The following is an 18,002-nucleotide window of genomic DNA, read 5'->3' on the forward strand; positions in this document are numbered from 1 at the left end:
TACTGCAATTTGGTTATCCGCTAAGGCGTAGCCCCAAATATATACAAATCAACCCAAGGAGGAGGCTCCCCCCAAGATTTAACAGTGCATAAGCATATTGCCCGCTCTGCAGGAGGCTAAAGGATTCCCCGGAAAAAGTGCTGAACGTGCTGAACCCACCACAAAAACCAGTCATGAGCAGCCATTGCCCTTCCTGACTGATACGCCCGTGCAGGGCTTGCCCCATCAGATAACCCAGCAGGATACAGCTGACTATATTCGCGAACAAGGTGGCATAGGGGAAGCCAGGGTTCCAGAAATGCAGCGCCCTGGCAATGCCAAAGCGGGCCAAACTACCGAATCCACCACCCAGAAACACCCAAAATACTGCCTGCATGAAACTAGAATACCATTTTTTTTGCCCGATAGCGCCCTACGGCCCAGTGCAGGTAATACGTCAGTGCACTTGCCAGGCTGATGATTAACAATAGCAGTGCATGAAGCCCCAACAAGCCGTCCAGCACCACCACCAAGGTAATGAAAAGAATGCTGACGCCGGTGAGAATAGCCGTGGTCATCGTGTGGCTAAAGCCAAAATCAACGAGCAAATGGTGAATGTGACGGCGGTCGGGCGCAAAAGGAGACTGCCCGCGGGCAATGCGGGTCAGAAAAACACGCACCGTATCAAAAACCGGCAGAATCGCTACACTAATTGCAAAAACAGGCCCATTATTTATTTTGTAGGGATTACCACCAGGCAGTTGGTAATTGACCTCAATAAAGGAAGTGATCAAAATCGAACAAGTCATGCCAATGACAAGGGACCCGGAATCGCCCATGAAGGTTTTGGCGGGCGTATAATTAAATTTGAGAAAAGCCACACAGGCACCAACCATCGCAAAAGACAAAATGGATAGCTCGATACGCCCGACCCAGAAAAACCAGCCCCCCAGCATACCGGCAGCCAGGGTCCCGAGACTACCAGCCAGCCCGTTGATACCGTCGATCAGGTTGAACCCATTGATGATAAGCATAAACACAATTATGGTCAGCGCACGAAAAACATTCACATGCAAAATATCATGCACACCAAAGAGCCCGTAGCAGCCTTCCAGATAAATACTGCCCTGCAAAACAATGATCAGCGCTGCGAAAAACTGTGCAGCAAATTTAGTCTGAGGCAGAATGGGAGCAAGGTCGTCCTTAAGGCCAACCAAAAACATCAACAGCAAGGCACAGAGTATATACTGTAAGTTGGCAAAGTTTTGAAACGGTGTCCACATCAATACCGAAAAAATCGTACCACAGAAAATACCAATACCTCCCAGAGCAGGCGTACTGATGGTATGCGAACTACGCTCCCCCGGTACCTCGCAAAGATTACGGTCCCGGGCGATCTTAATGATGTACGGGATAGCCAGATAGGCCATCGCAAATGCGGTAAGAAAACAAAGCAACAAGATAAACATGATAGCGGAGGGTTTTCATGAGACAAAATGGGTCGCCGACTGTTCCGTGGCGCTGTATACGCCAACCTGGGTGAGTGTTATGTTTATCTAAAGTGTTGTCCAACTCTGCTTATTGCTCTAAAATTAATTCTTTTTTCCAAAAAATAAGCAGCCTTCCCACCAAAAACTACTTTTCGCTCATCTACAACGGCAAAATACGTTTTATAACTAAAAAATTAGTTAAAAGCTTTTATAACTAAAAAATACGTTATAGATTTGTATACCATAGAAGTGTAAGTATACCATGAAGCTATTAGCATTTTTAGCCATTTTACTCTTCCCAATCTTTGGGACTGCACAAGTGGAGGACAGCCTTCAGCTGGAGCAATACTTTGCAGAAGCGGAACGCCGGATCGCCGCTTACGACTTTGACGGAGCCCTCAGGCAACTAAGCACCTGCTATATCAGGCGGCCCGGGCACATTCCCTATCTGCTCCGGATCGGATATTGCCACACACAGCTTGGGCGCTATCCGGACGCCAAACTGTTTTATGGCGAGGCGTTGAAACTTGACAGCCTGCATACCACTGCGCTTAGCGCTTTAGGCAGTATCTACGAGCGGGAGCGGAACTACAGAAAAGCACAATCCTACTTTACCCAGCTTACGCAAATAGACAGCACCAATAGCTATTACTACAAAAAATCAGCGAATATTGCCTTGCATCAGGGGGATGCGATCCACTCGCTCCAACAGTTTATCAAAGCTCACAGCTTGAATCCTGCAGATACGGAAGTCATCACCCGGCTGTCCACTATTTACCTGGCTATGGATGAGCTTGGCTTTGCAGCCGAAATGATAGAAAAAGGGCTCCGCCTTGATCAGGCTTATACCGAGCAGCGTATCGGGCAATTAAAAGAAATCATACACTTTCAACAGTAACGCATAATGAATAAACTAACGAAAGCGGAAGAAGAGATCATGCAGATTATCTGGGAGATTGCACCTTGCACGGTGAGCGACATCCGCAACTACATGGTGGAAGAAATGGGGCTGGAAAAGCCCCCACACAGCACAGTATCCACGATGGTCCGCATACTGGACGACAAGAAAGACTTCCTGAAACACACCGCTTATGGCCGGACCTTCGTGTACGAGCCCAAAGTCACCAAGGACGAATACAGCCGGCAGTCCGTGCGCACCCTGGTACAAGATTACTTCGGAGGCTCCATGAACCGCCTCGTTTCCTTTCTGGTGCAGGAGGAAGACCTTAGCCTGCGGGAGCTCAATGACCTGATGGGTAAACTTGAAGAAGAATAAACCGAACGATCATGCTATCCTATATCCTACAAGTCAGCATTTGCTGGGGCATTTTTTTCCTGCTCTATGCACTGTTGCTTAGCCGGACCACCTTCTTCAGCTGGAACCGGGCGTACCTCATGCTCACCCTGATCATCAGCCTGGCCTTACCGACGCTGGAATGGCCGGTGCCCGAAGCCCCCTCTGCTGTTGCCCTTCAAGCGGCATATTACATGCAGCCTATCACCATTGGGGTACAGCAGCTGGAGGTCATTGTGACCGCCGCACCGGAAACAGCCGCACCGGAAAGCAGCTCCCCCGTGCTCAACTGGCGGTCTGTTGTGCTCCTGATCTATTGGACTGGTGTTGCCGTAGCAGGCGTTCGGCTGCTCTATGGCATGTGGCAGATTTATGCGCTGTACCGAAAAAGTGAGCAGCATAAACGGCAGACGTACACCCTGGTCAGCACCCCTACCCTACACACTCCATTTTCCTTTTTCCGGTTGCTGTTCTGGAGCCGGGCACTCGCCTACCCCAAGGCCGATGCTGCAAAAATCATCCGGCATGAACAAGCCCACATGGACGGCTGGCACAGCCTCGACATTCTGATTGCTGAAATACTGGGCGTGCTGTTCTGGTTCAATCCGCTCATTTATCTATACACCCGCTCTCTGCGTACGGTGCACGAATACCTGGCTGACGAAGCCGTGCTGCACCACTCCAAGAAAACAACATACGGCCATTTGTTGATCCGGCAATCGCAATCCGGACAAGCGATTGCCTTAGCTAACCATTTTTCACACGTACAATTAAAAAAACGGATTCTAATGATGACAAAGAAGAAATCACACCGACATCAACTACTGTGGTATGCGCTTGCGCTGCCGCTGCTGGCCGCCCTGGCATTTGCCTTTACCTTGCCTGCCACCCCGGCAGGCCAGGCTAAATCAGCGATCTATGATGGGGAAGGGCCCCAACCGGTCTTCAAAGGTTGCGAAACCCTGGAGCTGGAAGCCGCTCAGCAAAAATGCACCACTGAAAAGCTGATGGCATTCATACAGCAAAAGCTAAAGTACCCCGAAGCGGCTAAAGCGACCGGACAGGAAGGTATGGCGGTAGTTGAATTTACAGTAAGCAAAAGCGGAGCAGTTGAGGACATCAAAGTCCTTAAAAGCGCCGGAGAGGCACTTGATCAGGCAGCGGTGGCTGTCGTTCGCCAGCTACCCGACTGGGTACCGGCAACGGACGAAAGCGGACAGGCGGTGGCAGCAAAAATGACCTTGCCCTTCAAATTCAAGCTGCCGGCAGCAGATGGTGGCGACGAGGTTTTCCAGGTCGTTGAAGAGATGCCCCGCTTCCCGGGCTGTGAGGACATTGCCAATGCAGAAGAGCGGCAGGCCTGCGCCAATCAGGAGCTTATGCTTTACATTTACGAAAACCTGATCTACCCCAAAGCCGCCAAAGAAGCCGGGGTAGAAGGCATGCCAGTGCTAAAACTGGTCATCGGCAAGGAAGGTGCCATTAAGGATTACAGCATTAGCCGCCCGGTCAATGAAGCACTTGATGCAGAAGTCCTGCGCGTCGCTCAGCAAATGCAGCAGGAAATAACCTGGGTGCCAGGCGTGCAGCGTGGGCGCAAGGTCAACGTTGCCCTTCAGCTTCCCATCCGCTTTAAACTGGAGGACAAAGCCGAAGAAGTACAGGAAGTTGCTCCGGCTGACGGGGATATCTTCAAAGTAGCGGAGCAAATGCCACGTTTTCCCGGTTGTGAAGAGCTGGAAGAACCACAGGCAAGAGAAAAGTGTGCACAAATGCGATTGTTGGAATTCGTCTACCAAAACATCAAATACCCGGCTGAAGCCCGGAAAGCCGGCACGGAAGGCGTTGTTGTTGTCAGGCTGATCATTGCACCCACCGGCGAGGTCCGGGAATACAGCATAGTACGCTCCGTTGCTCCGGTGTTGGATGAAGAGGTACGCCGTATTGCCCGGCTGATGCAGGAGGAAATCACCTGGATCCCCGGTGAGCAGGGCGGCAAAAAGGTAGCTGTTGAATTTAACCTGCCCGTAGCTTTCCGCCTGCCCGACCTGGAAAACGAGGAAGAAGAAGAAATTCCTAAAGATGCGCTAAGGGTGATTGGTTATCCAAAAGAGGACAAGTCTGTTCGCCTGAGCGGCCCCGATGGCCCGGCGGCACTGATTGTGCTTAACGGCATAGCTTATCCCGGTGTTAAAGACATTGAAGAACAGTTTGACATTAAGCCTGATGATATTGACCGCATCAGTGTGCTCAAAGGAGAAGCCGCCATTGAGAAGTATGGTCAGGACGCTGCAAATGGCGTAATTGAAATCTACACCAAGTCTGGTCAGCCTGGTTCGCAGGAAGGGCTGTCATCTCAGCCTTTGCAGTTACAGCGGTTCCGGGTCTCCCCCAACCCAACGAGCGGAGAGCTGAGGGTACGTTTTAAAGGTGAGGCGGTACCCACTACGCTCCGCATTCTTAGCCTGAGTGGACAGGAGCTTCTGCACCGCCCACTCCCCGGCTTTGACGGACAGGCGGATGAGACCCTGGACCTGAGCAACCTGCCTAAAGGCACGGTGCTGCTGGAAGTCCGGCAGGGCGAGCGGGTTTATGTGGAAAAGGTAGTGGTGAAGTAGGAAGCCCTTTATCCCAGAGATTGCTAAACAACAGCTGTCGGTTTAATTTTATGAATTAAACCGACAGCTTACTTAAAATCATATATCTCTTATCAACAATAGTCCGTGGCAAATCAGGCTGCAATTTTGCCTATAGCCCTGAAGCGCTCGCGGATGGAATTAATTTTTGAAAGCTGTGCGCCGATGCCGAACGTGGCAATAAATCGGTCCAGCAATAAATCGTTGGCATACTGGGTTTTAACGTCTGCCATAGAAAACGCTTTGTGTTCCTGCGGCGGGGCGCTGAGGTAGTATGCTGCTTTAGCAAGCGATACGGCTGTGAGGGCCGTGTTGATATGGAAGTGCAGCTTTTGCGGACTGCGTGCCTGGCAGTGGGCCAGCCCTGCATGTTGCTTGCCATCCCTGTACAGGAACTCAATCTGAAAGCGACACTGATAAGCGTGCAGTACCTCTGCGCCATCCATGCCCGTATCGGTGCAGGCATAAATCTTCGCGGATTTTACTTGCCCCTGATCGTCCAAGTGATGTACGATGACAACTTTAGCGTTGCGCTTCCAAGACTGTACATTTACAGTGGCCTGGTAAGCAGCCCACGAACCGTCTTCTGCTTGTGCGCATGGCGTGAAATGGTCTTCGCGAAGGGCATAAGGATTGATCCGGCCGTCATATGTTTTAGGGCGCCCCCTTCTTCTTTTCAGCCTTGGCCCATTATAAAGGTAGCGCAGCCTTGCATCCTTGCGCAGGCGGGTGATCAGTTGGAACCCTTCGCCAAGCAGCGTATCCACGAAAGGCTCCCTGGCGAAATAGGCATCCGCAGTGACATACTTGGAAAGCCTCAACAGGGCTTCTTTGCGCTCACAAAGGATACGGGCATAGAAAGCAAGCTGCGATTCCCCCTCTTTCAGGCCTACTGTCTGGACGGCTTCGAGATGGAGGGCTGCTTTGTCCGCCAGGTCCACAGCAGCTATACCCAAAAACTCCAGGCCGCGCAGCTCGCGGCCGGCGCAGCCAGAGTAGAAGTAGCCTATGCCCGCTGTATGCTTGCCGCTCTTTGGTACAAAGCAAGGGTCAAAAGCAATAGCCAAGTGCTGCCCAAGCTGTTGCGAAGCCAGCTCAGCATTGAACTCCAGCCAACCGAAGGGGCGGGCGAAGTTCTGACGGTAGGTATCTTCCCCGTATTCGCCCCAGCGCGAAAGGTTGGTGAAGTTGTACCGGCCTCGCACAGCTAGCCATAATGGAAACAAGTGCAGCATAAATCGGTATTGCCAACGGTTATTTGTAGAAATTTTTCGTAATATTTGTTCCGTGAGTGCTTTGACGCTCATAGGGGCAAAGTTGGTTTGAGTGTGTAGGAACTCCCAAATTACAACTTTCCCCTTTTTTATGCCTATGCGTCATTTTCCCCACGGACTATTGTTCAAAACGATAAAATTAATTGACAATTCGACAATGGCCTATTACAACCGACGCTTCTGCAGCACATTCCAAATACTTCTGACAGATACATTGAACCGCCGGGCCAGCTGCTCCACTGTTTGTGTTTTTTTGTGTTCATTTGCCGGGTAGAGCTCTTTGAAGACTTCGAGAATAGCGTAGTGGCGAATCGTATGTTTGTCAACGATACCGTGATCAATGAGGTAGGTCGTAAATTGCTCTAAATCCGAGGGCAGCGACTGCTCCTGACAGTAGAGTCTAAAATTGCGCTGCAGTTTTTGGGTAAAAACATCAACAACTTGTTTTCTAACTTCTTGAGCCATGGCCTTTTCTTTTTTGGGTGATGCTGCCAGCCTCATCTAACTCTGTTTAGAGATTAGGGTATTCAGATGAAGTGCAGACGGTTGCTATTCATTCATTTGGTTTTTTGTTCGCATATGAAGGTGAGCCCATGTTGCCACAGGCCCACCAGCACAAAAAGGCTTCCACTCTGAGAGTGAAACATTATGCGAGTTTAGTTTCTTAGTGCACTGAACTTCAGTAGCATGATGTAAAAGTCGGCTTATCCTGTTGGTTTACCAACCGGATTTTAGCGCCATTCTTGCAGCGAAAACACCCATTAAAACACATTAAACACTCATTATCAATAACTTAATCAAGTATTTCTTTTTCCCGGATTTAGTACTTGTTGATCCTTACCCTTTCCCTTTCTACTTTTACACTGAATGCACATGCTGCTTCAGTAAAACAACTGGCTATGCTCAACACCAAAATCGTACAGCTACTTCGGGTAATGCCTGAACAGGAGGTAAAAGCCTTCTTCAAATATGCAGCAGGGGGAGTTGGTAAGAACTCTTTGATGGCCGACCTGCTTGCCCTGCTCAAAAAGCACTGCCCTGATGAGCTAACTGATGAGTACCTCAGTGAAGCCGAAGTTGCGAAAGCCCTGCGGGAACAACGGTCTAAATCTGTATTACCAAAAAGCATCACTGAAGCCACCAGCCGCCTGTATAGCCTATTGGAGGATTTTCTCATCCTGGAAAAACTCAATCCTAAATCGGCAGCTGGCATGGAAAAAACCAACCGGCAAAAGCGGCGGGACTTGTTAATGCTTGAAATTTTCCAGGAAAAGGGTGCCCATAATCTGTTTGAGCGCAAATCAGAACAAGTCCGGCAGTTGGTTCAGCAGCCAGAATACCTAAGCATCTGGTCTTTATTTGATCAGCTTTATTTAAACCACCTGCTTTATTTCTCCACCAATGACACCAAAAAGAAGGAAACTGAAACCGGTCAGGAAAGGCTGATTGTGCTAACCAGGTTACTCGATGATTTCTACGAGGCCGCTCATACCCTTTATCAGGCGGAGCTTAAAAACCGTGAAAATGTCTTGGATGACCCACTCCCTGTGGACAACCATGCGAAGCTCACTGTGGATGACCAAACAGCAGCTGAAAACAGACCGCTTGACCTCTTGCGCAGAGGGCTTAACCTGGCCAAAGGGCTGAATGACGCCTACACTGACGGTGCCAAACTCGATACGCTGCTGGCTTTCTATATCGAACATGGCCAAAAATTCAGCCCGGACCTTCAGATGATCTTGCATGGGTATTGCGTCAACGCTATGAGCCGTCAGGGCAGAAATCAGGATGCGTCTGTGAACACCGCCATTTTCGAAGATTGGTACAACAACGCGGCCCTTAATGAAATGCTTCACCACCACAACTTACTGACCAGCAACCGCTTCATGAACACCATTGCAACAGCCTGTGTAGAAAAAGAGACAGACTGGGCAGAAGCATACCTAAGCCAGAACGGCAACAAGCTGCCTGATACAGAACAGGAGGTTGCCATTGCTATTGCTAAATCTATGATCGCCTTTCACAAAGGTCAATATGACCGGGTGCATCAACTCCTGGCACTAAGAAAAGCGGTGCCTTCCAGGCTTGAAGCCCGTGCCCGGACCTTTCAGTTACTGGCATTTGTTGAGCAAGATGCCGGCTACGATATCATCATGGACCACTGCAAAAATTTTCAGGATTTCCTTTCCTCACACCAAGATATAGGGGAATCCGCCAAAGTTGCTTTCCTAAACCTCCTGAAGGTTATCAAAGCAATTACCAACAATAAAAATGCCAAAGCCGTCTTTGAAAAACTAGACGGCGAGCCCATCATGTGCCAATCCTGGATCAAACAAAAAATTTACTAACTCCAGCACAGAAAGTTGTTTACGAAGCGCTTCTTCCATGGAATAAGCAACTGTCCTGCACTGAAGGCCGCAATCGGCGGATCACTGAAAACCAAACATTAAGGCAATACAATTTCCTCAATAATGATCTCCAGGATCTCCATCATCAGGATAAGATCCATAATCAAGATGTTTAGATAAGAAAATGTGGTTTAGGATACCACGGGCTCTGCCTAAAGTGGCACGAAACGGCTGCCATTGGTTAGCTTCGGGAAGGAAGCGAAAACCAGGAAAGCCAGTAAGCTTCTATGGTATTTACCACAAAGATGGGAGCACTAAACATCAAATATGAACAGGAATGACATTCACACTATTCCATATGAATTCATATAAATTCAGGCACAGACATCCGCCTCATTGTCATGTTTAAAACCTTTAGAAAACAGGAGTTGCATCCTTCGAGAGCGCGAGAAAAGACTGGTAATGCGTTCGAAAAATCTGACGGTGTGTTTGCTTGCTAATCACTGAAACCGGGCAGTCCGCCCGTCGGATGCCGTATAGATAAGGAGCATATACCATTTGCCCGGACAAGCTTTCACCATCAATAATTAAGAAGTGCGCAACGGGGATGTGCCGGTAAAAGAAGACCTGAAAGTCTCCCGGGCTGTTTGCCGCCACTAACTCTTCTTTGATTTGAGACAGCCGCTCAACTGATGCACGAGCTTGTTCCTGCCCCTCACGCTCTTCGGGCAACACTCGGGCACGGTCATTGAAATACAACCGAGCTTCATTGCAATCAGGATCCAGCAAATACAGCTTAAAATGGACACCTGTGTTGAGCTGAGCGACAATATGGTTTTTGAATTCATACGCACTTCTGGTCAAAAAATAATTTGAAAAGGTGCGCAGCCTTAACCCAAACTCAATCACCTCATGTTGTGCCGCATTAATGATCCCAACCTTATCGTTTATCGACAAACGCCCTTCTGGCCGGATAATAGAACAAGAAGAACCGGATGCTTCGGCCTGCTGCGCTTCAGATACTACATCAGGCTGCCAACCTAAAGGGCGTTCATCAGAAAGGAATTGTTGCTTGCTGGTATTCCATTGCCGTCCAAGTTCATGCCAGACCAGTTTCTCCATGGACAAACGGACTTTTCGGGCAAGAGGGGCGCCTATCGGTTTATCGTTGATAATGTTGTTCAAAGAAGCGATTGCTACTTTACACCCAAGGTGAGTTAATTTTCCTGTGCACAGAAGCCTGAGTATAGGTACAATGCGCCTGTAATAGCTCTACCCCAGCTTTTACCACTCTTCTATCCTGCTCTGTTAAGTTTTTACTCATCAAACTCGCGTAATAATTCGAGCATGCTATGAGTGATTTTGTTGCGCTGCAACGTAGAATCCTCATATGAGAGCAGCCTCATTCTGTTTTCTTTATTGAAAGCCGCCCATTGGCTTTTGAGCAGATCTACCTGATCGATTACATCACCATCTCCCTTGTCCTTGGCAAAAACCGCCAAAGCCTCCATAGCTTGTTTGAGTTTGCCTTTGCCAATTAGCTGCCTGATCGATTCGGCATCTTCCTGACCACCAAGAGGCGTAGAAGAGGAATGTTGGTGGATGATATCCCCAATGTGAATATTCTGCCCTTCAATATTCGAGCCGCTGACTACATTTTTACTGTCCGTAATACGGGTACGCTGTTTTCCTTTCTCCTGATCTTCCATGGAATCTGAGATTAAATTTCTTCAATATAATGCAAAAAAACAATGTACCCAATTTCAAAAGAAATCCCACCACCGGTTCACCGCCCCTGAGGCACGCAGGTACGCCCTCAACGCCACTAGCAGGGCGATCAGCACAAGGGCCCAATACCAGTAGGGATGTAAACGTTCATTCGTAGAAGCCTCGCTAAGTTGACGTTGATACTCAATGTCGTCCAGGTCGGCATCGCGGAAGTCAGGGTCGGCAGATTGCTGTTTTTGGAAATCCAGGCGGGCGATGATGCGGGTGGCTTCTTCCAGGTCCTGAGCGCGGACATGCAGCCCGATATCGCCTCCACCGCCCAGAGGAAGGGCGGTCATGATGTTAGTATTGGAAATATAGTGAGGAATACCGGCTTCCCGCAGGCGGGCTGCATAAAGGTGCGCTTCTGATGCCCTGAAAAAGTGCTTGGCCACAACGATGCGGCTATCTTCCTCAAACGAACCAAAATAATCCAGAATTTGCTCTTCCATGCGGGAAACCGGTTATGTATTATTCCTCCGCTGCTTCGGCGGCTTCCGCTTGTGCATTGACCTGCTGCACCTCTTTATCGATGTAGTATAGGCTTTGCGGCCCACCACCGATCAGCTTGATACGGTCCAGAATCGTACGCATCAGTGCTTCCTCCTCCCGCTGCTCTTCCACATACCACTGCAGGAAGTTGAGCGTGGTGTGGTCGTTTTCGTCGTAGCCAATCTTGAGCAGCTTATGAATAGACGCCGTCACTTTCTGCTCGTGGTGATACACCTGCTCGAACAGCGCCTGCACCGAGTCAAACTCGTGCGGGGGCTGATCAATGCCCGGCGCTTTCGCAAAAGCATCTACTTCGCTGAGGTATTTGAAGATTTTCAGCATGTGCATGCGCTCTTCCTCGGACTGACGGTGCATGAACTGTGCGCAGCCTTCCAGCCCCTGAGCATCACACCAGGAGGCCATAGATAAGTACAACTGAGAAGCGTAGCCCTCCAAAACGATCTGTTCGTTGAGGGCATTTTCCATGTTTTTTGAAATCATAACTTCAGGTATTTTCCGGGAGCGTTCTGCTCCGCTTTTTTCCAGAAAACACGAAATTACGGAAAAACCATCAGACCTGAAGCATCGGCAGGCGTACTTCAAAAACCCCGTCATCAGCCGAGATTGACACGGGGTCATTCGTGAAATACCGGTAGCGGTTCCTCACATTGGCCAGACCAGTGCCGGTGCCGGGCATGACTTGTGCCTTGGGCTGCAGTTTATTGACCACCACCAGATTACCGCCCTCCACCCTTACAGCTACCGTCAACGGCTTTCCTTTCGCAATAACGTTGTGCTTGATGGCATTCTCAAATAAAATTTGCAGCGAAAGCGGCACCACCTGCATGGCTTTGGCAGGCTCCGGCACATCCAGTTCCACCTGTAGGTTGTCCCCAAAGCGCTCCTTAACCAGAAATACGTAGGCGTGCAAAAACTTCAGTTCTTCTGCGAGGGTGACCAGCTTTTTGTCTTTCATCTCCAAAATATAACGGTACACCCTTGAGAGCTTCTGCACAAACTGCACGGCTTTTTCCTGGTCCTCCGGGATGAGGTAGGTCAGGGTATTAAGGCTGTTGAAAAGGAAATGTGGGTTCACCTGGTTTTTCAAGCCTTCCAGTTGGGATTCGACCTGCTCCCGGCGCAGCTGCTCGGTCTCCAGCAAAGTGCGCTTCCAGTTCTGGTAAAGATAAATGGACTCATAAATCGTACCCACCAGCGCAACGATGAGCAAAGAGCCGGCAATCATACTCGTATCCTCCGCATTTTGCTCAGGCACCAGGGCCAATATTGGCTGGCAAATTTTCCAAAGCAATATATTCACGAGCACGAACCCCACCACCAGAGCAATGCCGGTATAAAGGAGGCGCATAGTGGTTTGATTAGCGCCGGTATAACGCCTGCGGAAGTAAATGAAGATCTGACGGCTAACCAACCAATAGGCTACTGTATACATAAATGAGATGCCCCACTTCGGCAAATACCGGAGCAGGCCGCTTTCTAATGTACCATTAAACAGCAGCAGCGGAATAAAAAAACTCAGCAGCGGAATCCCTATCCACATCAAAAGCCGATCGTCTATTCCTATGGCTTGCCTGACTGTCATTTGGTGCTTCATGGCCTCAACATTAAACTACCGGAGCTGGAAACAACCCAACTCCGGTAAGTAAGATAATCAAGAGTTTAGGAAATTAAAACTGTAAGCGGTACATGATGTCCGGAAAAAACCCGGATTGCAGCACCCGGTCAACGTTGTTGGTCTCTGGGTTGTAGCGCAAATCAAAGATATTGTCATTATTGGTGATGTTCTGCAAGTCGATGAAGAACTGCTGGGACAAGCGCTTCCTCTTGCTGTTGAGCTGATAGCCAAACTTCAGGTCGAGGCGAAAGTAGGGATCGAAGCGCTCACTGAATGCCACACCTTCCTGCAGCACCTCCACTCCGGCAGCTCTTGAGGCTTCCAGGTCAACCGGGGTGTAGTAACGGCCACCGGCATTGCTCAGGCGCATGTCAAAGGTCAGGGCATTACGCTTGTCCTTTCCAATCTTAAATTCTTTGCCTGCCAGGAAGTTGACCACGTAGCCGTTGTTGAAAGCGGTATTGCGTTCAATTTCATCACTGCCTTCATACCTGGAATCGAAGAACGAAGCGGTCAGCAATCCATAGTACCCGCTGCTAAAGAATTTCTCCAGGGTAAGTTCCAGCCCGTAGTTCGTCCCGGTGCCCTCATTCACCAGGCGCCCTGTTTCCGGGAAGACAAAGTCTGCACCGGCGTTGAGCATGGAGAAACTGCTTGCGAAAGGCTGCACCGGCACATCGCTAATGGCCTGATAGTACGTTTCCACTTTGGCCCGCCAGCTCGGGGCGATGCTCCAGTCGTAGCCCAATACGAAGTGGTTGCTGCGGGTGAAATCCAGGCTTTCGTTAGACCGCACCAGCTCGCCGGTGACAGGGTCCGTTTCTGTGAAGAAGAAGACCGGCAGCGGCTGCATTTGGTGGTGCAGGCCATAGCCCAGGCTAAAGGCATGCTTAGGGTGGACCTGCCAGTTTAGGGTGGCACGTGGCTCTACTGCTGAGGTTTTATTGATGTCGAGATACTGGGCGTGCACCCCCGCCTGCAGCGACAGGTTATCATTGAAGCGATACACCCCTTGCGCGAAGGCCTGCATCAGCGTCATACTGCCTTCAAAATCCCGCACCACGACCCAGTCAGGCTCGCCGTCCTCATCAAGGTCAGGGCGGTCGTCCCGGTCGTCTACACGGGTATCAAGCTGATAGTTTTCTGCCACAATACCTGTCCGCAGGGTAAATCGTGCATTGAATTTTTTGTTCAGGAAAGAAGATACCGCCAGGGTATTGGTCACGTCGCTGACTTCGGTAACCCGGAGTTTGCCTTCTCCATCGTCCAGGAAGTTATCCTGTTCAAAACCGGTGCGTGCCGTGGAAGCGGAAACCACAGTTCGGATGTAAGCATTCTCGCCAACAATAAGGTTATGGCGCAAACCAATAATACCCAATTGAGAATCGGCATAGGCATCTTCATTCGGGCTGGCGAAAAGGTCTGTTTCGTCAATTTCATCACCCAGGAAGTCAATATCGCTGGTTGCACCGATACCGAACAGGGTAAATTTCCCGGCTTTTCCATTGGCGAAATCCAGGTTGAAGCTCAGGTCGCGGTAGTTGGGCGTGGCATTGGTACCGACCGGTATCCCCACTTGGTCCGCCAGCCCAACAAACGAGTGGCGATAGCTCACCAGGTAAGAACTGTTCTTGGCTTTGGACAACGGGCCCTCTGCCATAGCTTCCAGCCCACTGAAGGCTGCCATCTGGAACATATACTCGTGCTCATCCCGGTTGCCATTGCGGAAGCCCACATCGAAAACGCCGCCAAGGGCATTGCCATACTCCGCCGGGAAGGCTGAAGTCAGGAAATCGGAGGTTTTGAGCAGGTTGGGATTTAGCGCACTGACCGGTCCGCCGGTGGTACCCAGCGTGGAAAAGTGGTTGGGATTGGGAATGGGAATGCCATTGAGGCGCCAAAGTACGCCCGTAGGCGAGTTGCCCCGGATGACGATGTCGTTGCGGCTGTCATCAGCTACGGCTACCCCGGCAAAACTTCCTGCCAGGCGGGCCACGTCGTTGCGCCCACCCGAAAAGCGGGTAACTTCTTCGGGGTTGAAAGAGCGGGCACTGATGGTCGCCATTTCGTTCTGTGCCTTGCCTTTCTCCACCTTAGCAGTGACCACTACCTCATCCATTTGAACAATGGATTCCTGCAGGCTGAGGTTGAGAGCGGTTTGCTTGCCGGCGGTCACCAGGACGTTAGGAATGGTCACCGTTTCGTACCCCAGGTAGGAAATGCGAAGTTGATGCCGCCCCACCGGGATGCCTTCAATGGCAAAACGCCCGTCAAGATCGGTAGCAGTGCCTTTGGAAGGCTCGACGCTAAGCACTTCAATCGTGGCGCCAATGACAGGCATTTCAGATTGCTGGTCAGTTACCGTTCCTTTGATGGTTTGCACCGGTTGTGCCAAAAGGGTCCCTGCAATGAACAGGAGTATCGGAAATAAGAAAAATCGAGTCATGATCAGATTAGGTATTTGTGAGTGATGGTACAAAGGTGTACGCTTCTCTCCCCTTCCACCACTTATTTCTGATCAGCCGTAGATATCGGGCCCTGAACCGTAGGCCATCGGTTATGAACCGTCACCCCATGCTTCCCGGATTTGCCTGCGCAGCCCGGATTTTATGTTTTCTGTCGTAAAAGCAGCATCAATAGCGGCACCTATAGTTGCCCGGTACTGATCAGGTGACCAATGGAAAGCATTTCCGATCCGCCGGTATTCTTCACTGAGTGAGACGTTGACGAGCGTCCGGCCATCGGTATTGATACTGAGCGGGAAGCCCTCCTGTAATAATTGGTGGACCACATGGTCGGGCATAGCCGGATAAATATCAGTCTGAATATTGCTCGTGGGGCAAATTTCCAGGTGTAGCCCTGCAGCCCGGACCTCGTCCATCAAACGTGGGTCTTCAGTAATGCGGACGCCGTGCCCGATCCGGCTCAGGTGAAGGTACTTCATAGACTCCCGCACACTTTCCGGGCCCCGGGCTTCCCCGGCATGTGCCGTAGCCGGAATGCCTTTTTCGTGCACGTACTGAAAAGCAGAGATATGTGGTGCCAGTTCATAATTGGCTTCGTCTCCGGCGATATCGAAGCCTACAACTCCCTGACCGTGGTAGCGTGCAGCCAAACGTGCAGTTTCCATACTCTGCGCCTCACCAAACCGCCGAAGGGTACAGAGGATAAGCCCCGTGTGTATACCTTTCTCCTGCTGTCCCTCTTTAAGGGTTTCAAGTACGGTCTCCACGACCGCTTCAGGGGACAGCCCTTGCATTACATGCAAAAGCGGGGCGAACCGGATCTCAGCATAAATGACCTTTTCTGCCTGCAGGGTTCCCAGCAAGTCCAGCGTAGCCAGGCGCAATGCCTTGCGGGACTGCAACAGCTCGAAGCCCTTTACAGCCCGCTTTAGAAAATCAGCCAGGTCTTTGCATTTGGGCGGGGCAATAAACTCCTCCTCAAAAACCTGTTCAGATAAGCCGGGCTTCAGCTGACGGGCTACCGGGTAGCTGACCGAGCAGTCCAGATGTAGGTGCAACTCTACTTTTGGCAGAGCAGAATAGTCCATAGAGCGAATAATTTTGAAGGTGCTAACTTACGGGCATTATTTTAGGCACGGAAACATTTTACGCCATTACCCAACTGCATGCTGAATTTTAAATCAAAGAGCTGGCTGGAACAATACCTGGCTTACCGTCAGGACAAACCGCTAATGCCCACAGTACCGGTTGAGCTGCCGGAAGCGCTCATACAGCATGGGGAGCGGTTTGAAAGCCTCCACCATCCGCTTTACCAGTGCATGCAGCGCTCCGGGATTTCCTTCGGCTTTCCCGTTGCCTACCCGTTTGAAGCCACCGATGGACGTATACAGCGGATGAAGCGCCCGGATTTAGCAAAATTCATCCTGCTTGACACCTTGCTTTACACTGCCCTTCTCATCGAAGGGCAACCTACCGGGCAGGCATATAAGGATATGGTAGCGAGGTTTGGTCGTACGCTGCGCCAATACTACCAACAACTGCACGGGCTGGGCGCCGGGCAAACGCATAACTTTGTCGAGGAAATCCTCTTTGAGCGGGTACAGTATAAGCGCAGTTATTTTGATTTTCGCCGCAGCGGCATCAACAGCCACTTGTTTTGGGACATCTACGGCTTTCAGCGGTATTATGAAAAACAACTTAGCGGGGAGCCCTCTGCTGAATGGGCAGCCGCTTTGCAGGAAGAACTGAAGGCCCTGAAGATCCTCACGCTGAAGGTTATCGCAGCAGCGGTACATGCCGACTGGGAGGTCACGCGCCAGGAAAAGTTTCTGCTCCGGCAGTTCCGGAAATCTGCCCGCATCCTGACACCAGGAGAACAGCATGCTATTCGCAACCTCATCCGTTCCGGCCCTTCTGCCTGGGACATACAGGTACCGGAAAACCTCCACTGGGCCGGGCGGCGTTTCCTGCTGGATATTGCACTGATGGGGGTATACGCTGATGCTGAAATTGATTTGCAGGAGATTCACCTGCTGGAAGAGCTGGCCTTCAGGCTCCGCCTTACGGAAGATGATCTGATCAGCAGTAAAGCCAACCTTGGCCTGTTCCTGTTTCAGTACGGCGAGCAACTGCGGTTCTATAAAGCCCGAAAAGCCGGGATGTACCTGGTGTGGGAAGCCGTAGCAGAAAACACACTTAAACTGGGCCGGGCAGCAAAGATGGAAGCTGTGGAAACCCGCGAAATGGCCATCACCCTTAGCCGTTTGCTGCGCAGAAAGTTCCGGCCTCACGGAGATACCCCCCTGCCATCTGAACAGGAAATAAAGGCAGCCATAGAGCAACTCAAAGACCTACCCAGGTTTCTGCCTTTTTTTAGCCTGATTTTCATGCCCGTCCCTGGTATTACAGAGTTGTATATTGTTACTGCGCTTAGCCTGGAGCGGTTCAGCAAAGGGAAAATCAGCCTGCTCCCAAGCCAGCTCCGGCAGCTGTCGAAACGGGAAGAGGAGGAATAGCCCGGTATGTTCAGGCCATACCCCTGCAAAAGAAGAAGCTGGCCGCATCCTTAATAATGGCAGAAGTTTGGTATGAATATCCCAATTAACAGGGCTAATAATTGT

General features: G+C 50.5%; 16 protein-coding genes. 5 read left to right on the forward strand and 11 right to left on the reverse strand.

What is annotated here, in order from left to right; genetic code table 11:
- Positions 1-13 precede the first annotated feature (13 nt).
- Together crcB and ACO08I_RS10320 are read right to left on the reverse strand one after the other, a co-directional pair.
- Positions 14-376, reverse strand: coding sequence for a fluoride efflux transporter CrcB (gene crcB, locus ACO08I_RS10315; protein ID WP_421949269.1), 363 nt, complete (start codon positions 374-376; stop codon positions 14-16).
- 4 nt (positions 377-380) lie between these two features.
- Complete coding sequence (locus tag ACO08I_RS10320) at positions 381-1,448, reverse strand: glycosyltransferase family 4 protein (RefSeq protein WP_044221941.1); 1,068 nt, start codon at positions 1,446-1,448, stop codon at positions 381-383.
- 283 nt (positions 1,449-1,731) lie between these two features.
- Here ACO08I_RS10320 and ACO08I_RS10325 point away from each other — a divergent pair, with 283 nt between their 5' ends.
- Genes ACO08I_RS10325 through ACO08I_RS10335 form a run of 3 tightly spaced genes read left to right on the forward strand, consistent with a single transcriptional unit; the run spans position 1,732 to position 5,381 of the window.
- The gene (locus ACO08I_RS10325; protein WP_421949270.1) at positions 1,732-2,367 is read left to right on the forward strand and encodes a tetratricopeptide repeat protein; all 636 of its coding nucleotides are present in this window, start codon (positions 1,732-1,734) and stop codon (positions 2,365-2,367) included.
- 6 nt (positions 2,368-2,373) lie between these two features.
- Positions 2,374-2,745, forward strand: coding sequence for a BlaI/MecI/CopY family transcriptional regulator (locus ACO08I_RS10330; protein ID WP_044221935.1), 372 nt, complete (start codon positions 2,374-2,376; stop codon positions 2,743-2,745).
- A gap of 11 nt (positions 2,746-2,756) precedes the next feature.
- Positions 2,757-5,381, forward strand: coding sequence for a TonB family protein (locus ACO08I_RS10335; protein ID WP_421949271.1), 2,625 nt, complete (start codon positions 2,757-2,759; stop codon positions 5,379-5,381).
- A gap of 113 nt (positions 5,382-5,494) precedes the next feature.
- On the opposite strand, the gene ACO08I_RS10340 is transcribed toward ACO08I_RS10335, so the two are convergent.
- Together ACO08I_RS10340 and ACO08I_RS10345 are read right to left on the reverse strand one after the other, a co-directional pair.
- Positions 5,495-6,634, reverse strand: coding sequence for a transposase (locus ACO08I_RS10340; RefSeq protein WP_421949272.1), 1,140 nt, complete (start codon positions 6,632-6,634; stop codon positions 5,495-5,497).
- A gap of 204 nt (positions 6,635-6,838) precedes the next feature.
- Positions 6,839-7,174 (reverse strand): HTH domain-containing protein, encoded by a 336-nt coding sequence (locus tag ACO08I_RS10345; RefSeq protein ID WP_282782416.1) that lies wholly within the window; start codon positions 7,172-7,174, stop codon positions 6,839-6,841.
- Positions 7,175-7,572: 398 nt separating this feature from the next.
- Here ACO08I_RS10345 and ACO08I_RS10350 point away from each other — a divergent pair, with 398 nt between their 5' ends.
- Positions 7,573-9,021: a hypothetical protein gene (locus tag ACO08I_RS10350; RefSeq protein ID WP_421949273.1), complete on the forward strand. Its 1,449-nt coding sequence runs from the start codon at positions 7,573-7,575 to the stop codon at positions 9,019-9,021.
- 414 nt (positions 9,022-9,435) lie between these two features.
- Here the strand turns inward: ACO08I_RS10350 and ACO08I_RS10355 are convergent, their stop codons facing one another.
- The 7 genes from ACO08I_RS10355 to add all read right to left on the reverse strand — a co-directional run bounded on the left by ACO08I_RS10355 (position 9,436) and on the right by add (position 16,469).
- Complete coding sequence (locus tag ACO08I_RS10355; protein WP_421949274.1) at positions 9,436-10,143, reverse strand: hypothetical protein; 708 nt, start codon at positions 10,141-10,143, stop codon at positions 9,436-9,438.
- A 194-nt stretch (positions 10,144-10,337) separates the two neighbouring features.
- A complete protein-coding gene (locus tag ACO08I_RS10360; protein ID WP_282782422.1) occupies positions 10,338-10,730 on the reverse strand; it encodes a hypothetical protein in 393 nt (130 codons plus the stop codon).
- A gap of 54 nt (positions 10,731-10,784) precedes the next feature.
- Positions 10,785-11,240 carry a putative signal transducing protein gene (locus tag ACO08I_RS10365; protein WP_421949275.1) on the reverse strand — a complete coding sequence of 152 codons (456 nt, stop codon included), beginning with the start codon at positions 11,238-11,240 and terminating at the stop codon, positions 10,785-10,787.
- 19 nt (positions 11,241-11,259) lie between these two features.
- Positions 11,260-11,766 (reverse strand): ferritin, encoded by a 507-nt coding sequence (locus tag ACO08I_RS10370; protein WP_421949276.1) that lies wholly within the window; start codon positions 11,764-11,766, stop codon positions 11,260-11,262.
- Positions 11,767-11,851: 85 nt separating this feature from the next.
- Positions 11,852-12,895, reverse strand: a complete 1,044-nt coding sequence (locus ACO08I_RS10375) for a sensor histidine kinase (RefSeq protein ID WP_081968764.1) — start codon at positions 12,893-12,895, stop codon at positions 11,852-11,854.
- A 73-nt stretch (positions 12,896-12,968) separates the two neighbouring features.
- Positions 12,969-15,362, reverse strand: a complete 2,394-nt coding sequence (locus ACO08I_RS10380) for a TonB-dependent receptor (RefSeq protein WP_421949277.1) — start codon at positions 15,360-15,362, stop codon at positions 12,969-12,971.
- A 111-nt stretch (positions 15,363-15,473) separates the two neighbouring features.
- On the reverse strand, positions 15,474-16,469 hold the full coding sequence (gene add, locus ACO08I_RS10385; RefSeq protein ID WP_421949278.1) for an adenosine deaminase: 996 nt from the start codon (positions 16,467-16,469) through the stop codon (positions 15,474-15,476).
- Between the two features lie 78 nt (positions 16,470-16,547).
- Between add and ACO08I_RS10390 the strand changes: the two genes are divergently transcribed.
- A complete protein-coding gene (locus tag ACO08I_RS10390) occupies positions 16,548-17,897 on the forward strand; it encodes a hypothetical protein (protein ID WP_421949279.1) in 1,350 nt (449 codons plus the stop codon).
- Positions 17,898-18,002 lie beyond the last annotated feature (105 nt).

The sequence above is a fragment of the Phaeodactylibacter xiamenensis genome (genome assembly GCF_965229835.1).
GTDB lineage: Bacteria > Bacteroidota > Bacteroidia > Chitinophagales > Saprospiraceae > Phaeodactylibacter > Phaeodactylibacter xiamenensis.